The 17,213-nt window shown below is 70.1% G+C and carries 16 protein-coding genes; 10 read left to right on the top strand and 6 right to left on the bottom strand.

Going from position 1 to position 17,213, the window contains the following annotated elements; all coding sequences use genetic code 11:
* Positions 1 to 70: 70 nt before the first annotated feature.
* Positions 71 to 1,237, bottom strand: a complete 1,167-nt coding sequence (locus DQ384_RS20010) for a pyridoxal phosphate-dependent aminotransferase (RefSeq protein ID WP_114030387.1) — start codon at positions 1,235 to 1,237, stop codon at positions 71 to 73.
* A gap of 78 nt (positions 1,238 to 1,315) precedes the next feature.
* Between DQ384_RS20010 and DQ384_RS20005 the strand changes: the two genes are divergently transcribed.
* Genes DQ384_RS20005 through DQ384_RS19980 form a run of 6 tightly spaced genes read left to right on the top strand, consistent with a single transcriptional unit; the run spans position 1,316 to position 5,861 of the window.
* Positions 1,316 to 2,356: a DUF418 domain-containing protein gene (locus DQ384_RS20005; RefSeq protein WP_114030386.1), complete on the top strand. Its 1,041-nt coding sequence runs from the start codon at positions 1,316 to 1,318 to the stop codon at positions 2,354 to 2,356.
* Positions 2,357 to 2,381: 25 nt separating this feature from the next.
* The gene (locus tag DQ384_RS20000) at positions 2,382 to 3,203 is read left to right on the top strand and encodes a carbon-nitrogen hydrolase family protein (protein ID WP_181871300.1); all 822 of its coding nucleotides are present in this window, start codon (positions 2,382 to 2,384) and stop codon (positions 3,201 to 3,203) included.
* 10 nt (positions 3,204 to 3,213) lie between these two features.
* The gene (locus DQ384_RS19995) at positions 3,214 to 3,672 is read left to right on the top strand and encodes a hypothetical protein (protein WP_245966626.1); all 459 of its coding nucleotides are present in this window, start codon (positions 3,214 to 3,216) and stop codon (positions 3,670 to 3,672) included.
* On the top strand, positions 3,669 to 4,097 hold the full coding sequence (locus tag DQ384_RS19990; protein WP_220183029.1) for a hypothetical protein: 429 nt from the start codon (positions 3,669 to 3,671) through the stop codon (positions 4,095 to 4,097). The genes DQ384_RS19995 and DQ384_RS19990 overlap by 4 nt, the downstream gene beginning before the upstream one ends.
* Complete coding sequence (locus DQ384_RS19985; protein ID WP_245966625.1) at positions 4,094 to 4,603, top strand: RNA polymerase sigma factor; 510 nt, start codon at positions 4,094 to 4,096, stop codon at positions 4,601 to 4,603. Before DQ384_RS19990 ends, DQ384_RS19985 begins: the two co-directional genes overlap by 4 nt.
* Positions 4,596 to 5,861: a hypothetical protein gene (locus tag DQ384_RS19980; protein WP_114030383.1), complete on the top strand. Its 1,266-nt coding sequence runs from the start codon at positions 4,596 to 4,598 to the stop codon at positions 5,859 to 5,861. Before DQ384_RS19985 ends, DQ384_RS19980 begins: the two co-directional genes overlap by 8 nt.
* Here the strand turns inward: DQ384_RS19980 and DQ384_RS19975 are convergent.
* The 3 genes from DQ384_RS19975 to DQ384_RS41335 all read right to left on the bottom strand — a co-directional run bounded on the left by DQ384_RS19975 (position 5,825) and on the right by DQ384_RS41335 (position 8,953).
* Positions 5,825 to 7,339 (bottom strand): carboxyl transferase domain-containing protein, encoded by a 1,515-nt coding sequence (locus tag DQ384_RS19975; RefSeq protein ID WP_114030576.1) that lies wholly within the window; start codon positions 7,337 to 7,339, stop codon positions 5,825 to 5,827. The two genes, DQ384_RS19980 and DQ384_RS19975, sit on opposite strands and share 37 nt — an antisense overlap.
* Before the next feature lie 11 nt (positions 7,340 to 7,350).
* A complete protein-coding gene (locus DQ384_RS19970) occupies positions 7,351 to 8,508 on the bottom strand; it encodes a CaiB/BaiF CoA transferase family protein (protein WP_114030382.1) in 1,158 nt (385 codons plus the stop codon).
* 298 nt (positions 8,509 to 8,806) lie between these two features.
* The gene (locus DQ384_RS41335) at positions 8,807 to 8,953 is read right to left on the bottom strand and encodes a hypothetical protein (RefSeq protein ID WP_181871299.1); all 147 of its coding nucleotides are present in this window, start codon (positions 8,951 to 8,953) and stop codon (positions 8,807 to 8,809) included.
* A 224-nt stretch (positions 8,954 to 9,177) separates the two neighbouring features.
* Here DQ384_RS41335 and DQ384_RS19965 point away from each other — a divergent pair, with 224 nt between their 5' ends.
* Both DQ384_RS19965 and DQ384_RS19960 read left to right on the top strand, forming a co-directional pair.
* Entirely contained in the window at positions 9,178 to 10,137 is a 960-nt protein-coding gene (locus DQ384_RS19965; RefSeq protein ID WP_181871298.1) for a DUF2786 domain-containing protein, read from the top strand.
* A 249-nt stretch (positions 10,138 to 10,386) separates the two neighbouring features.
* Positions 10,387 to 10,707 (top strand): hypothetical protein, encoded by a 321-nt coding sequence (locus tag DQ384_RS19960; RefSeq protein ID WP_147268836.1) that lies wholly within the window; start codon positions 10,387 to 10,389, stop codon positions 10,705 to 10,707.
* 125 nt (positions 10,708 to 10,832) lie between these two features.
* On the opposite strand, the gene DQ384_RS19955 is transcribed toward DQ384_RS19960, so the two are convergent.
* Complete coding sequence (locus DQ384_RS19955; protein WP_220183028.1) at positions 10,833 to 12,035, bottom strand: S8 family serine peptidase; 1,203 nt, start codon at positions 12,033 to 12,035, stop codon at positions 10,833 to 10,835.
* Between the two features lie 184 nt (positions 12,036 to 12,219).
* Entirely contained in the window at positions 12,220 to 13,443 is a 1,224-nt protein-coding gene (locus DQ384_RS19950; RefSeq protein ID WP_220183027.1) for a S8 family serine peptidase, read from the bottom strand.
* 627 nt (positions 13,444 to 14,070) lie between these two features.
* Between DQ384_RS19950 and DQ384_RS19945 the strand changes: the two genes are divergently transcribed.
* Positions 14,071 to 16,095, top strand: coding sequence for a hypothetical protein (locus tag DQ384_RS19945; RefSeq protein ID WP_147268835.1), 2,025 nt, complete (start codon positions 14,071 to 14,073; stop codon positions 16,093 to 16,095).
* A gap of 574 nt (positions 16,096 to 16,669) precedes the next feature.
* Complete coding sequence (locus tag DQ384_RS40470; protein ID WP_147268834.1) at positions 16,670 to 16,972, top strand: hypothetical protein; 303 nt, start codon at positions 16,670 to 16,672, stop codon at positions 16,970 to 16,972.
* Positions 16,973 to 17,213 lie beyond the last annotated feature (241 nt).

The following is a 17,213-nucleotide window of genomic DNA, read 5'->3' as shown; positions in this document are numbered from 1 at the left end:
TGTGGCGCGGATCCGGGGAAAGTCCACCGGCCGCCGCCACACCCGGCGCGAGTAGTCCCGGTCCGGCCGGTCAGCCGTGCAGGCGGGCCAGCCGGGCCACGGCCTCGTCGATGATCTCGTCCTTCTTGCAGAAGGCGAACCGCACGAAGTGCCGCCCGAGCTCCCGGCGGTCGTAGAAGACCTGCGTGGGGATGGCGACGACGCCGGCGAGCTCGGGCAGCCGCCGCGCGAGCTCCAGGCCGTCGGTGAAGCCGAGCGGGCGGATGTCGGTCTGCACGAAGTACGTCCCCGCGGGCCGGTACACCGCGAAGCCGGCGGCCGTGAGCCCGGCCATCAGGCGGTCGCGCTTGCCGGCGAGCTCGTCGCGCAGGCCGCCCACCCAGGGCAGCTCCTCGCGCAGGGCGTGGGCGACCGCGAGCTGCCAGGGGGCGCCGGAGGTGAACGTGAGGAACTGCTTGACCGTCTGGGCGGCGGTGACGAGCGCGCGCGGCGCGCAGATCCAGCCCGTCTTCCACCCGGTGACCGAGAACGTCTTGCCCGCCGAGGAGATCATGACGGTGCGCTCGCGCATGCCCGGCAGCGTGGCGAGGGGGATGTGCTCGACCCCGTCGTAGGTGAGGTGCTCGTACACCTCGTCGGTGACGGCCACCAGGTCGTGCTCCTGGACGACGGCGGCGATGGCCGCCAGCTCGTCGTAGGTGAAGACGGTGCCGGTGGGGTTGTGCGGGGAGTTGACCAGGATCGCCCGGGTGCGCGGGCCGACGGCGGCGCGCAGCTCGGCGGGGTCGAAGGTGAAGCGGCCGTCCACGGGGCGCAGCGTGACCGGGCGGCGCACGGCGCCCGCCAGCGAGATCGCGGCGGCGTAGGAGTCGTAGTACGGCTCGAAGACGATCACCTCGTCGCCGGGCTCGCACAGGGCGAGGACGGACGCGGCGAGGGCCTCGGTCGCGCCCACGGTCACCAGGATCTCGCCGTCCGGGTCGTAGTCCAGCCCGTAGTGCTGCTTGCGGTGCTCGGCGACGGCCTGCCGCAGCTCGGGCACCCCCGGCCCGGGAGGGTACTGGTTCAGCCCGTCCCTGATCGCGGCGACGGCCCGTTCGAGCATGGCCGGGGGGCCGTCGGTGTCGGGAAAGCCCTGCCCGAGGTTGATCGACGATGTGCGGACCGCCAGCGCGGTCATCTCGGCGAAGACCGTAGTGCCGAACTCGCGCATGCGCGCCACCAGAGGTTCGCTCACGTCGGCAGCCTATCCGCCCGTCAGGCATTAGCCTCGTCGGGTGGATGCCTGGATTGCCCCCTTATATGAGACCTGTGAGTGGCGGCGGCACGGGTGACGCGGGTCCGGGAACTCGACACGCTGCGCGGCTTCGCCGTCTGCGGCATCACCGTCGTCAACCACTGGCAGCACACCGCCGGCGCGCTGGAACGGCGTGTCCCCACCCCGGCCGACTGGGTGGTGGAGAACCTCCTGCAGAGCCGCTTCTACCCCGTCTTCTCCTTCCTCTTCGGCGTCAGCTTCGTCCTGTTCCTGCGCTCGGCCGCCCGCAGGACCCCGCGCCCGTGGTGGCCGCTGCTGCGCAGGCTCGGCGTGCTCGCCTGCCTCGGCCTGCTGCACCGGCTCGTCAGCCCGGGCGAGGTGCTGCTGCCGTACGCGACCGCCGGCGCGCTCGTGCTGCTGCCCGCCTCCTACCTGCCCCGATGGCTCGTGCTCACCGCCGGGGTGGCCGGCACGCTGTGGGCGGTGCTCGCCGAGGCCGGCGGCATCTGGCTGGTCCCGGGGCTCTTCCTGCTCGGCATGGCCGTGTTCGAGTACGGCCCCGGCCCGCGCGCCCTGACGCCCGCCTTCGCGGTGAGCGCCCCCCTGGCCGTCGTGCTGACCGGCGCATGGGTGTACCTGTGGGCACACCCGGAGACGTTCCGCTTCCCCTACACGGTCGCCGTCTACCCGCTCGCCGGGCTCGCCGCCGCCGTCGCGTACTGCACCGGCGTCCTGCTGCTCGCCCGCCGCGCCCCCGTTCTCGCCGGCTTACTCCAGCCGCTCGGGCGGATGACGCTCACCGCCTACCTGGCGGGCAGCGTCTCGGCCGCCGCCCTCGCACCCCTGCTCGTGCTGGACGGCACCAGGCTCGGCGCCCTGGGCGCGGCGGCCGCCGTCCTGGCGATCTTGACCGGGTTCGCGCACTGGTGGCAGGCGCGCTTCCGCCATGGCCCGCTGGAGTGGGTCTGGCGCTGCCTCACCTGGGGGGAGTTCGTCCCCAACCGCCGCTCCCCCGGCGGAGAGACGCCCGGGACCGCCTCGGACGGGACGCCGGGCGACCGCTCCGAGGGACGGGCGCCGCGGGATCTCGGCAACTGACGCCCTCCCCGCTTACGCTGGTGTCGTGACCCGCATCGCCCTGTGCCAGATCCCGGTGTCCGAGGACCCGAAGACGAATTTGGAACGCGTCCGCGACGCGCTCGGCAGGGCCGCCTCCAAGGGCGCCACCCTGGCCGTCTTCCCCGAGGCGACGCTCACCCGCATCGGCAAGCGCGTCGCCGACTTCGCCGAGCCGCTCGACGGCCCCTTCGTGACCGCCGTGGCCGACGCCGCGCGCACGCACGAGGTGGCGGTCGTCCTCGGCACGTTCGAGCCGGTGGAGGGCCGGGTCCACAACACCGCCGTCGCCCTGGACCGCCGCGGGCGGCGCGTGGCGGCGTACCGGAAGATCCACCTGTTCGACTCCTTCGGCGCCCGCGAGTCGGACCTGGTCGCGCCCGGGGACACACCGGTCGTCGCGGAGCTCGCCGGCCTGCGCCTTGGCCTGATCACCTGCTACGACATCCGCTTCCCCGAGCACGCCCGCGCGCTCGTCGACCTCGGCGCCGACGCCTTCGCCGTGATCGCCGCCTGGGGCACCGGGCCGATGAAGGAAGAGCACTGGACGACGCTCGTCAAGGCGCGGGCCATCGAGAACACCATGTGGACGATCGCGGTCGGGCAGGCCCCGAACCCGCAGGCCCTGGACGGGTTCGGCGTGGGCAGGAGCATGCTCGCCGACCCGATGGGCGTGGTGCGGGCCGATCTCGGGCCCGGGTCCTGCGTCCAGGTGGTCGAGCTGGACCCCGCCGAGACCGAGCGCGTGCGCGCCACCCTGCCCAGCCTTTCGCACCGGCGCGCAGATATTTATCGCGCCGTGGGGAAAGCCGAGGTCGCCAGATCGTAAAATGCCGAGTGTGAGCGAGCCGGCGCCAAGAACGCAGATGCAGAAGGTCATCCCTCCTCGGCTGCTGGTGCCCTACCTCGCGGGCCAGCGCACGATCATCTCGGGGTACGTCTACCGCGTGCAGGACTGCTCGCGGCTGTCCACCCCCGAGCAGATCATCTCCGCGCTGGACCTCACCTTCGAGGGCTCGGAGCTGAACCCCACGGTGCCCGAGCTGTACATCCTGCGGTGGCACTCGCGCGAGACCGACGTCTACGTCGTTCCCTACGGCCCGCACATGGGCGGAGATTGGAACGATTCGCCCCCCTTCGCGGGCAACGGCTTCACCACCTCGCGCCAGCACGTCGTCCCGCAGTTCCACACCACGCCGATGCCCATCCCGGCGGGCGCCGAGATCCGGCACCTCACCACCCGCGGTGAGCGGCACTTCGCCGAGTACGACGGGCTGACCTGGCGGCCGGCGGCATGAGCGAGATCGAGCCCGTGGGCCTGGGCTTCATCGCCCGTCTGCACGACCAGACGTACGCCGCCGCCCTCGGCCCCGGCCCGGGCGACGTGGTCCTGTTCAGCGAGGAGCCCCGCGAGGGGTTCGACCAGGTGGGCGGCTACTGGCGGCGGCGGGTCCGGCGCGACGAACTGCAGTGGCTGGTGCTGCTGCGCACGGTCGGCGCGTTCGGCGGCGAGCCGTGCGTGGTCCTCGACGAGGACGAGGACGGCCTGCACATCGCCTACACCGGCCACAGCGGCCCCAAGGCCGAGGCCCTCGGCTACTGGATGGTCGATCACGGCGCGTACGAGGTCGTCGTGCCGCACGAGGAGGTCCACTCGATCCGGGTCGAAAGAATCCCGGTGCCGAGTCAACCGGCCCAGGGCGCGAGTGTCTCCAACATGTGACCCACACTTCGACCGCCTCGCGCGAGCGCCCCACGTTCGCCGAGATCTTCGCCGCGCACTACCCGGCGATGGTCCGGCTGGCCGGGCTGCTCGGCGCGGACGATCCCGAGGACATCGCGCAGGAGGCGTTCGCCCGCCTGCACCGAAGACAGGGACGGCTGCGCGATGACGCCGCCGCCGTCCCCTACCTGCGCGCCATCGTCTGCAACCTGACCCGTAACCGCGTCCGCCACCTGCGGCTCGTACGCCTGCGCCGCCCGGACCCTCCGCCGCCCGTGCCGAGCGGCGAGCAGGCGGTACTGGTCGCCGAGCGCCACCGCGCCCTGCTCGCCGCCGTCGACCGGCTGCCGCGCCGCCAGCGCGAGGCCGTCGTCCTGCGGTACTGGCTCGACCTGTCCGAGCGCGAGATCGCCGACGCCATGGGCGTCACCACCGGCTCGGTGAAGAGCCATGCCAGCCGCGCGATCGCGGCCCTCGGACGCGCCCTGGAGGAGAACGATGATTGAGGACGACCTTCGCGAGGCCCTGGACGCCCGCGCCTCCGCCTACGAGACCGATCCGCGCGCGTGGATCGGCGTCCAGCGCCGCGTCTCCCGAAGGCGCCGCCTCGCGTGGGCGAAGGCCGCCACCGTCCCGCTCGCGGCGGGGGCCGTGCTGGGCGGCGCGGCGATCGTCGTCACCGGCGCGGGGCAGGGGGACGACACGGCGACGATCACCGCCTCTCCCACGGTGTCCGCCACCGCCCCGCGGAAGCGTCACGACGACGCGTACTCGTCGGTCACCGCGACCGCGCCTCCGATCGGCGGCACGCTGACGGTGGACGACCCCGGCGTCGGCAGGCCCATGCGGCTCTGGTTCGCCGAGGAGCGGCGCGAGGACGGCACGACGTACATCGCGCTGTGCACGGCGCGGCAGACCCCCACGGGGGGCAGCGACGCGGGTTGCGGGGCGAGGGATGACGAGACGGGCCACCCCGGCGAGCGGGCCTGGTTCGGGAGCCACACCGGTCATGGCTGGCCGCTGCCGGAGAAGCGGACCGCCTACGGCGCGGCGCGCGAGGACGTGACCAAGGCGGAGGCCGTGACCGCCGACGGCACGCGCTTCCCCGGTGAGATCCACCGGTTGCCCGGCGCGCCCCTGTCCGTCTGGACGGTGACGTACCCGTACGAGGAGAAGATCAAGGGATGGGAGTTCTCCGACGCCCGAGGCAAGGTCGTCCAGTGGGTGGCGAACCCCTTCTACCCGGGCTTCCCCGATCCGGTGGGCGCGTCCGACGCCAAGCCGGTGGGGCCCGCGCTCGACCTGCCCGGAGGGCCGGCGGCGCGCATGTACGACGACGGGTCGCTGGTGTGGCGGCTCGGCGGCAGGATCATGGGGGCCGATTCAGCTGGAAAGATGGGGATATCGCCGTCTGATGGGCGTCTCTCGGATGGAGTGATGGATTCTCCGGTCGTGTCGCATTTCGAGGCCAGCAGGTGGTTCGGCTACGCCAGGGCGCGCACGGCCCGGGTCGAGGTCACGTTCGGGGACGGGCGCTCCGCCCGCGCGCGAACCGTCCGCGATCCGTGGAAGCAGGGCGTGGTCATGTTCTCGGTCCCCTTCGAGCCCGCGGGCGACGTGTACCTCTCGGGGTACCGGGTCGTGGGTTTCGACGCCCGCGGCAAGGAGGTGTGGCGGCACGACGAGCCCGCGCATCCGCCGCTCTGGCAGGAGGATCCCGCGTCGGCTCAGCCGGACGCGCCTCCCACGCCGAGCCCGCGGTAGCGGGCGAGCCGGGTGGCCAGGCGGTCCCCGGCCGGGCGTTGGAGCAGACCGATGATCTCGTACTCCAGCGCCCTGGCCACCCGCTCGCAGAAGGGCCTGGGCTCGTAGGCGGCATCCGGGTATTCCGGAATTATCCGGTCGACGATGCCGTCCCGCTGGAGGTCGGTCGCCCGTACGCCCTGCGCCTTGGCGATCTCCGGCGCGAAGTCGATCGTCCGGTACAGGATCGCCGAGGCGCCCTCGGGCGGCAGCGGGGACAACCAGCCGTGCTGCGCGCACAGCACGCGGTCGGCGGGCAGCAGGGCGAGCGCCGCGCCGCCCGCGCCCTCGCCGAGCAGCAGGCAGACGGTGGGCGCGTCCAGCACCACCAGGTCGGCCAGGCTGCGGGCGATCTCGGCCGCCAGCCCGCCCTCCTCCGAGGCCCTCGACAGCTCCGCCCCCGCCGTGTCGATCACGGTGACCAGCGGCAGGCCCAGCTCGGAGGCCAGGCGCATGCCCCGGCGCGCCACCCGCAGCCCCGCCGGGCCGAGCCTGCGGCCCTGGCGCCTGCGGTCCTGGCCGAGCACGACGGCGGGCGCCGCGCCGAACCGGGCCAGCGCCAGCAGCACGCCCGGGTCGCTCTCGCCGACGCCCGTTCCGTTGAGCGGCGTGACGTCGGAGGCGCCGAGCTTCAGCAGCGCCCTGACGCTCGGCCGGTCGTCGCGCCGCGAGCGGCTGATCGCCTCCCACGCCTCCACCGTCACCGGGCGCTCGGGCGGCTCGGGCCCCCGTTCGAGCTCCGGCCCCTTCGGGGCGCACAGCACGGCCAGCGCGCGGATCGCGATCTCCCTGGCGTTCTCGGCCGACACCACGGCGTCGACCAGGCCGTGCTTGAACAGGTTCTCCGAGACCTGCACACCCTCGGGGAACGCGTAGCCGTACAGCGACTCGAACACCCGGGGGCCGAGGAAGCCGATGAGCGCCCCCGGCTCGGCGGCGGTGACGTGCCCGAGCGACCCCCATGAGGCGAACACCCCGCCGGTCGTCGGATGCCGCAGGTACACGATGTACGGCAGGCCCGCGGCGCGGTGGGCCGCCACGGCCGCGCCGATCTTGATCATCTGGACGAAGGCCAGCGCGCCCTCCTGCATGCGGGTGCCGCCCGAGGCGGGGGCGGCCAGCAGCGGCAGCCGTTCCGCCGTCGCCCGCTCGACCGCGCGGACCAGGCGTTCGGCGGCGGACACCCCGATCGACCCGGCGAGGAAGGAGAACTCGCAGGCCATCACCGCCACCCGGCGCCCGGCCAGCAGGCCCTCGCCGGTGACCACGGACTCGTCGTAGCCGCTCTTGGCCCGTGCGGAGGCCAGCTCCTCGGCGTAGGCGGACCCGGGCGGGGCCGGGTCCACCGGGGGCTCGTCCCACGACTTCCACGAGCCGCGGTCGAGGACGGTGTCGATGAGCGTGCGGGCATCAGGGCGGTCGGGACTCGTCGGCGACACGGTCGGCCCGGTCACCCTTCCCGCTCGGCCAGCCAGTCAAGCACGGCCCGGGTGTCCTGGCCGAGCTCCGGCGGGGGCGCGTGCTCGGCGGGCGGGGCGCCGTCGAACCTGAGCGGCGACCCCGGCAGCTCGATCGTCCCGAGCACCGGATGCTCCACGGTGACGACCAGGCCCTGCGAGCGGGTCTGGTCCCAGGCGTAGACCTCGTCCAGCGAGCGGATCGCCCCGGCCGGGATGCCCAGCTCGGCCAGCGCGGCCAGCCAGTGCGCCCGGTCGTGGACGGCGAGGGCCTTCTCCACGTCGGCGATCAGCTCGTCGCGGTGCGCGAACCTCTGCCGGTTGACCGCGTACCTCGGGTCGGCGGGGTCGATGCCCAGCACGGGCGCGAGCTTGCGCCACTGCGCGTCGTTGGCGACGGCGATCTGGATCATCCCGTCGGCGCAGTGGAACGCCCCGTACGGCGCGATCGAGGCGTGGTGGTTGCCCGCCGCGGCCGGGACCTTGCCGCCCACCGTCCAGGCCGTCCCGTGGTAGGAGTGCACGCCGACCACCGACGCCAGCAGGGACGTGCGGACGACCTTGCCGAGGCCGGTGCGCTCGCGCTCGTACAGGGCCGCGAGCACGCCGTAGGCGCCGTGGATGCCCGCGAGCAGGTCGGCGATCGACGCGCCCACGCGGTACGGCTCGGCGGGCGAGGGGCCGGTGAGGCTCATCAGGCCGGCCTCACCCTGGGCGATCTGGTCGTAACCCGGCCTGCCGCCCTCGGGACCGTCGTGGCCGAAACCGGTGATGGAGAGGATCACCAGGCGGGGGTTCAGCTCGTGCAGGCGCTCGACGGGGAAGCCGAGGCGGTCGAGCACGCCGGTGCGGAAGTTCTCGATCAGGACGTCGCTCTGTCTCACCAGGCGGGTCAGCAGATCGGCGCCCTCGGGGGACTTGAGGTCGAGGGTGATGGACTTCTTGTTGCGGTTGGCCGCGAGGAAGTACGTCGAGATGTCACCCGAGGGGCCGGCGAACGGCGGCCCCCAGCCGCGCGACTCGTCCCCGCCGTCGGGATGTTCCACCTTGATGACCGTGGCGCCCAGATCGCCCAGCATCTGCGCTCCGTGCGGCCCGGCGAGCGCCCGGGACAGGTCGAGCACCACGATGTCGCTGAGAGGTCCCTGCAAGGTCAGCCTCCACGGGGGTCGGGGGGAGAATCATAGTCTCCACCGGCAAGCCTGCCAGGTCCGGCCGTCCGATCCGAACCCAGCTCGCCCCACGATTCCGTGTCGCCCGGCCGCCGCCCGTGTGCCGAGCCGGTGACGACCCCACGGCACGGGCTCCGGTGGCGCCGCCCGGCGCGTTCCGGGCGGCGCCGGCCCACCCGATGCCGGAACGATCGGCGAGCCGCGCCGCGCCCAGGGCCGCACATGAGGGCCGGCCCCGGTCCCCTGCCGCTCGTGCTGTCCCGTCGCGTGGTCTCTCCTAGTGGGTCGTCTTGCGCGCGCGCCAGCGGTCCACCATCTCGCGAAGCTTGCGCTGGTTGTGAGGGTCACGAGCCATCGTCTTCGCCTTCTCGACGTGCTCGCGGCCCTTCGCGCTGCGCAGGTACTCCTTGATGCGCTCAAGCATGGACGCCATACTCTTCACCACCATCTGTCGGTCACCGTTTCCACTGAACGGCTACCCTCCACATCCCCCGCCAATCACGCATTGTGCCCACTAGCTGCAAAAACAGGACAACCAGTGACGATTGCGGGATAGAACCACGACGTTCGCGGGATCACGCCATGACGCGCCACGCCGTGACCTGCGATTCCCCGGCGCCGTGCCGCACGCCCCCCGGGTGCGTTACCTTGGTCACCCGGTACGGGTACGAGCGGAATCGGCGGGAGGCGCGCGCACATGGGAACCCCGGCGCCGGCAACGCCTACCGGCGACGCGCGCCAGGCCACCCGTCCCCGCCTCGGCGACGTTCGCCTCGCCGGGAGGACCCGCTGAACCGCGGCGGCGACCCGGCCTCGACCAAGATCTTGGAGCGCGTCCGGCGGCTGCTCGACCTCGCCGAGCACCCCGGCACCGGCGAGGAGGAAGCCGCCGTCGCCTCCGCCCACGCCGCCGCGCTCATGCTCCGGTACGGGCTCGACGCCTCCGCCGTACGCCGCGGCTCCACCGGCCGGGCCGAGACGATCGACGGCATCGAGTTCGAGGTCTCCAACCGCGGCGGCCACGCCCGCGAGCGGTGCTGGGCCCTCCACCTGGTGTGCGAGGCGCTCGGCTGCAAGGGGGCGCAGCGCTGGACCGGCGTCAAGGGCCGCGGCATCCGGGCCGCCACGCGCGTCACCATGACCGTCATCGGGCCCGAAGCCGTCCTGGACGGCCTGCGCGTGCTGCTGCCGTCCCTCACGCTCCAGATGGAGAACCAGGTCAGGCCCGCGCTACGGCGGTTCGCCCTCACCGCACTTGAGACGGTGACGGACAAGGACCGGCGCGCCCGGGCGTCCGCCGACTTCCGGCGCGCGTTCTACGTCGGATTCGGCACGGGCGTGTCCGCCAAGCTCCGCGAGCGCGTCGCCGAGGTCGCCGGCGAGGTGCGGGGAAGCGGCGCGGAACTCGTCCTCCTCGACCGCGCCGCCCTGGTGCGCGAGGAGTTCGACCGCCGCTTCCCCGGCCTGAGACCCGCCCGCACCACTCCCCTGGACCGCGACGGCTTCTACACCGGCCGCGAGTCCGGCCACCGCGCCGACCTCAGCGACCGAACCCTCCCCGACCCCCTCGCCGCACAACTGCCCGCCCCGCGCGACGACCGGCCATAGCGTCCCGCGCCGCGACGGCGTTCAGGCATGACGAGCCAGCGAGGCGTACGCCTGCTCTGGGGTGAAATCGTGACGGAACCACCGGCTCCGGCGCCCGTTCTCGCGAAGGAGGCGCCCTCGTGAACGTCCACGGCCGGTGATGGCCGCCAGGCAACAGAACTATGGAGGGCCGGTAGCTCCTCACTCCCGCGTATCGGTGATTACCTGAAAACGCCCCCTTTTCGATGGATCCGTAAGGAGTCGTCCCCAGTGCGAATCCGCAGATTACAAGCCGCGGCGGCACTCGCCGTGGCGGTGAGCGCCGGCGCCCTCGCCACCGCCGCACCTGCCGTCGCCTCGGCCTCCACCCATGTGTCCGCGTCCAGCCACGCGCCCGCCTCCGCCGAGGGCCGCCTGGCCCCGCTGCCGCCGGACTGGTATCGCCAGGGCCCCTATCCGACCAAGGCGGCCTGCGATGCCGGCCTGTTCGACGCCGGCGACGACGGATACACCGGGTACAGCGCCTGCTACTACTACAACGGCGACCGCTCCTATGCACCGGGCTACTACTTCAACGTGTACATCCCCTGAGCGTCCTTTCCCCCTCATCGTGATCGCCACGTCCGGCATGCCGCCCGGCCGGGCCGTCGTGAACAGCGCGGGCCCATGGACACGACGTCGGTGTCCATGGGCCCGCCCCTGTCTGTCGGCCGGCGTCAGAAGGTGGCGACGTTCAGCAGCTTCTCCGGAATGCCGAGAACCGGGACGGCCGCGGCCTGGAGCGACGTCCTGACCGACGCCGGAGTCGCGGCCGGGTGCGTGGCCTTCCAGAGCGCCGCGCCCCCCGCCACGTGCGCGCTCGCCATCGAGGCACCCGAGAGGGTCTTGTACAAGCTGCCGATCCAGGTGGAGTAGATACAGAAGCCCGGAGCGATGAGGTCGACATCGTCGCCGAAATTGGAGGTGGGGCTCCGAGTGTCGTCGGGAGCGCTGGAGCAGCCGGTCGCTCCACCGCCGGGAAGCCCGTTGTAGTCGGCCAGCGTGCTGACGGTGATGACCTCGTCGTAGGCCGCGGGAACGAAGAGGGCCGCGTCCGAGGCGCTGTTCCCTGCCGCCACCGCGTACGTCACGCCCGCCGCGACGGAGGTGCAGATCGCCAGGTGCAGGGCGTCGCCGTTGGTGCGGCCGCAGTCGCCGTCGTCGAAGCCGGACCCGCCGAGGCTCATGTTGACGACCTCGATCTCCGAGGCGTGGGCAGTGACGTAGTTGATGCCGCAGATGACCTGCGCCCATGTACCAGTTCCATCGCGGTTCAGCACGCGCACCGGCCACAGCCGGGCCCCCGGGGCGACCCCGACGACCCCGGCGGTGTTGTCGATCGCGCCGATCGTCCCGGCGACGTGCGTCCCATGCCCGTTGAGGTCGTTGGCGCTGGTCCCGTCGTTGCAGTTCTTGGCGCCCGCCGTGTAGACGTTCAGCTCGGGGTGGGTCAGCTGGATGCCGGTGTCGATGACCGCCACGTCCACGTTGACCCGTTCGTCGACGTTGTTGATCCTGGCGGTTGGGCTGAGGTCGGCGTCCACCCGGTTGACCCCGGTGGGCAGCGTCTGCGCGGCGATCGAGACCGTCTTGTCGGGCTGCACCCACTGCACCAGGGGGTCCTTGGCAAGGGCCGCGGCCGCCTCGGCGGTCATCTTGGCCGAGTAGCCGCTGAGCGCGTGGCTGTAGATGTCGTCCACGCCGACGGCCCGGGAAGCCGCCAGCGAGTTGCGCACGAACGACGTGGCGTCGGTTCCGTCCTTGAGCACGACGATGTAGTGGCCGACGGGTTCGGGAGCGGCGGCGATGGCGGCTGTGGCCGTAATCGACGCCATGGCCAGGGAAGCGGTGAAAAGTGCTGCGAAGAGCGTTCTGCGCACGGGGCCGATCCTCTACTCAGTGGTCTATGAACCGATGAGGCCGGGGCGAACCGGGTGGGACGTCGGTGGCCCGCCTCGCGAAAAGGACCCACGGGTCGGCGATCCCCGTGGGTCCTTCGTATCTCGATCAAGCCTTCGTCTCTCGGTCAGGCCTTCCGTATGGGGACGGAGGGCTCAGTCGACCTCAGAAGGTCGCGACGTTGAGCAGCTTCTCCTTGATCCCGTCGGGGTCGTCCACGTTGTTCCAGTTCGTGGTGCCCGCGGTCTGCAGCGCCGACTTCACGGCCGCCGGGGTCGCCGTCGGATGCGTCGCCTTCCACAGCGCCGCGCCGCCCGCGACGTGCGGGGACGCCATCGAGGTGCCGGAGATGGTGTTGTACGAGCTGCCGGTCCAGGTGGAGTAGATGCAGACGCCCGGAGCGATGATGTCGACGTCGGCGCCGTAGTTGGAGAAGTTGGCCTTGGTGTCGTCCACGTCGCTGTAGCAGGTGGCCGCGCCGCCGCCGCCGGGCGTCCCGTTGAAGTCGGCCAGCGCGCTGACGGTGATGACCTCGTCGTACGCCGCGGGCACGAAGCTGGCCGAGTTCGTGTTGTTGTTCCCCGCCGCCACCACGAAGGTCACGCCCGCCGCGACCGCGGCACAGATCGACTTGTGCATGGCATCGGCGTTGTTGTTGCCACAGTTGCCGTCGTCGGTGCCGGACCCGCCGAGGCTCATGTTGGCGACCTCGATCTGCGAGGCGTTCGCGGTGACGTAGTCGATGCCGCAGATGACCTGCGCCCACGTACCGGATCCGCCGGCGTTCAGCACGCGCACCGGCCACAGCCGGGCACCCGGCGCGACCCCGACGACGCCGTTGGCGTTGTCGATGGCGCCGATCGTGCCCGCGACATGCGTGCCGTGACCGTTGCCGTCGTTGGCGCTGGTGCCGTCGTTGCAGTTCTTGGCGCCCGCGGTGTAGACGTTCAGCTCGGGGTGGGTCAGCTGGATGCCGGTGTCGATGACCGCCACGTCCACGTTGACCCGCGTGTCCACGCCGTTGATCGCGGCGGTGGGGCTGAGCTCGGCGTCGATCCGGTTGATTCCGGTGGGCAGCGTCTGCGCGGCGATCGAGACCGTCTTGTCGGGCTGCACCCACTGCACCAGCGGGTCCTTGGCGAGGGCCGCGGCCGCCTCGGCGGTCATCTTGCCCGAGTAGCCGCTCAGCGCGTGGCTGTAGATGTTGTCCACGCTGATGGCCTGCGATCCGGCCAGCGAGTTGCGGACGAACGACGCGGCGTTGGTTCCGTCCTTGAGCACGACGATGTAGTCGCCGACGGGGTCCGGCGCCGCCATCGCGGCCGTGGCCGGGATCACCGGCAGGGCCAGGGCGGCGGCGAACAGGGCTGTGAGGAGCGTTTTACGCACGGGGGGATCCTCCAGTCTGCGGTCCGTCCGTGTTGCGGACCGACAAAGAGGAGATTGACCTGCCTTACCCCCTCATTCCAGAGCGGAACGGAATCTGTTACCTGGAATTGACATAATGTAGTCAGATGAGTCTGAAGTGACGTAAAACAGCCTTTGAAACTGAAAGGTCCAGCTCCGACCCGGCATTCCGGAATACCAAAATCACGGCCGACCATAGGACGACGTGCATAGCCCTATAAAATATATGCGCCAGAGGCCCGCCGACTGAACAAAAGACCCCAACCCCGCAACCCGCCATGCGTTACCCATCCCCCGACCATCCCCGGCTTACGATGATCCCTCTTTCTTCACCCCTCCTGCGTTACTTTGGTCGTCCAGCACGCACCACGGGGGACACCGGAGACCGCGAACACGACCGTCAGGGCACGACCCCGCCCATGGGGCCGGTAGAGGTACGAGCCGCGGGCAGGACGCGGCCACGTGGGCGGAACGGACGGACGGACGAACGGAACGCCGGACGGGATCGGCCAATGGGGCGGCACGCACGGCCGACGGGGCGTCGGTAAGACCAGCGGACATGACCGAGAGCAGGGGACTGAACAATATGAGCGCAGGGGGCGTGAGCGCATGAGCACCGTGCCACCAGGGACAGGACCGCTGTCACCCGACTTCACGGGCATCGACCCGAACCTGATGGACGGTTTCATCACCGAGGTAGAGCACGCCCGGGGCGTCATCGGCGAGCGCACCGAGGCCATCCGCCGAGTATTCGCCGCCAACGGCGTACCCGCGACCTCCCTTGACCCCATCGGCGAGGTCGAACACTGGCTCGACGAACGCCTCCCCGACCTCAGACGCCGCAGCAAGCTGGCCCACGACACGGCCAAGCTCCCCGACTGGTCGCCGGGCGCGGGCGGCGGCTTGGTGCCGTACGAAGAGAAAAGCATGCTTCCGGCGGCGGAGGCACGACGGCTCGGCACAGATCTGGCGGCCCAGTACAAGAAGATCGACCCGGATGTCTTCTTCGACCCGGGCCTGGATGAGAAGTACCAGAAAATCGTCGATGCCCTGGCAGCCCATGCCAATGATCCCGCGTTCACCGCAGCCTTCTTCGCCAGCCTCGGCCTGGACCGGACCTTGCGGCTTCCCGAGCGACTGCGGCACGCCCTCCAGGAGGGCGACCAGTCGGCGGTCGACACGGTCAGCAAGGCGCTGGGAACGGCCCTCAGCGCCGGAGGCGCCGCAGTGGCCGGCCTAGCCGCGATCAGCAATGGCATGAAGAACAAGGCCGCGAACCACGACGAACAGACGGCCATCGGAGAGCTGCTGTCCGCAGGACGCTTCCCCACCGAGTGGCTCGCCCAAGTGGTCGCCACCCAGATCTTCATACCTGGCGAGAAGGCCGTGGGTTCGACACTCACGCCGTATCTCAAAGCGCTCGCCAGAGACCCCGGCGCGGCCCGCCTCGCGATCAGCCTGGCCACCCGCGACAGCCCGCTACCAAGGGACGTACTCGCCAAGTTCTCGATCCCCGGCATGCCCTCACCCGGCCGTTCAGACCAACGGCCCGACCTGGTGACCTTCCTGAAAAACCTCAACGACCGCTCGGCGGTGGACGCCACATCCGCCGACGCGTTCGGACGCGTCCTGGCATCGGCCTCCGGCGCCTACGACGAAAAAGACGGCCACCACAGCGACCCGGCCGCCCGCTTCGCCTTCACCGTAATCACCACAGCAGACGACCTCAAACTATCCGAACCCACCAGAATCCACCTCTCCGAAATCGCTGGGGCCTACGCCACCGAAATCACCGAGGGTGCCAACCTCGGCGACGCCAACCACGTCCTCCCCAGCGCATTCGGAAGCGTCAGGTCGCAGATTCCCGGGCTGAAACCCACCTTCCGGTTGAGCCCCGAAGACACCTACAAGTTCATCAAGACCTTCGCCGACAGCCTTGACAATCAGATGCCTTTCCAAGCGGGTATGGACATTCTCACTGCTCGACTGATCGGCGAAGGAGTGTCCGACATGATGAAGAACGACGACTCCACTCGGTTGGATGACACCTTCGCTGCACTTGGCAACGTCCGCGGCCTCCAACTGGCAGCCCGCGAAAAGCTCGGGAAAGCTGTAGACGACGCCGCCGAAGAATTCGACAAGATGCGAAGCTTTGCGATCGGCACCGGAATGGGACTAGCGGGACTCTTCCCTCCATTCGAAGGCATTCCGATCACCTGGACTGCTCTGAGTACCGCCTGGTCGGCCGTGGATGGATTCAAGCCAGATGATCTGAAAGAGGTCGAAAAGATTCGCACAGCCGATGAACTGGAAACTCTAGGTCGACAACACGCCATCGCTCAAGCATTGTTAAGGTCAGGCTTTAAACCCAAAATATCGCCACAAGAATACCAAGACGCATGCCCACCAGGCGTCTCCATCACCGACGGAGGCGGCCGCCTACGCCCGTTCGCCGACATCCTGAAGTTCGGGAACGATGGCCTCAACGCGCTGGACCGCTGGTTCACAGAAAACGGTCTGGACAGAGATAAAAACTCCCTGGGAGGAACCACCCGCTTCTTAGCCGACCGTTTCGACGGACGCAAGGACTATGCAAGGAACCGCACACACCTGTTCGACGGGCCGCTCAACTAACTTCCAAGCACGAGGTTTCCCCTCGGACCAAATATTCGCCATTCCCTGGCGAACTTAGGATCAAAATTGTCTGCGTGCCCCTATTCTGCACACGAACAGGCTGACCCGGATCACCTGTCGAAATAATGTCATAGGGTGCAACCCGCCTTAGCGCCCCCAGCAACGCGTCTACAAGCGCATCAGGCTTCCTTTGCGGGAGGTCTCGCCCTGTGGCAGCAAAGGTTTGTTTTACCTTACCATCAGCACAGGCTATGTTCTTGCCCCCAGGGTCAGTGATAGTCACATCGTCTGCATTTCGTTCCTTCAGCAGTTGTAGGATGTGACTTTTTAGGGTTTGACCGGCTTCGGCGACAGTGGGGCCTTTGTCCCATGTGCAGGCGGTCAAGGCAACGGGCGTCAGAAGAACAAGTAGGGCCGCCTTACACCAGAGCTTTGCGGGACTGGACAGGATGAGCATCGTCTTCGCCTCCATCTGGCTGGAACCCGGTCGCGCACCACATAATCTCAGTGAGAACCGCCGCGCCACCTAGTATCTACATCCTGACCGACGCATTCACCGCAGCAGGAGTCCGGCTTGCCCATCGACGACGATCTGGTGCCCAACCCCCGGCATCAGGATCTGGAAGCGGCTCTCGCCGCCGTGCGCGCACACGTACACGTACTGGAGACCGTTCTGGATCCGGCATGTGCGCAGTTCGGCGGCCAAGCGGTGTGGGTTGGGCCGACGGCTCGCGCCTTCGGCCAAGAGTTGAACGGCCGGAGGGCGCGGATGAAGACGGCCGTACAACACGTACTCGCCGAACTTGAGGCCGAGCTGCGATCCACTCCACTCAAGGTTTCGCGAGCGGTGGCAACCGGGATGAGCGGCTGGTCATAGTCGACGCTTAAGGCCGCCGCGACCTTCCACAAGTGCCTTGCTAGTCCCACCAGTACGTCGGCGGGGCGTCGGCAGCGCGTCTGGAGGGGAGGGCAGTACGTCGGCGGTGCGACGCCCGGTTGCTGTCGACCTCCTGGTCGCTTCTCCCCTTGCTTACGGTCACCCCTGGTCAGGGCCGCTCCCTCGTGACTGACGTGGTCTTGTACCGGCGCCGGTACGGTGGGGCGCGGCACGGCGAAAT

Source organism: Sphaerisporangium album, assembly GCF_003323745.1.
Classification (GTDB): domain Bacteria; phylum Actinomycetota; class Actinomycetes; order Streptosporangiales; family Streptosporangiaceae; genus Sphaerisporangium; species Sphaerisporangium album.
Note: the sequence above shows the minus strand (reverse complement) of the source record. Positions and strands in the feature narration are given on the sequence as shown.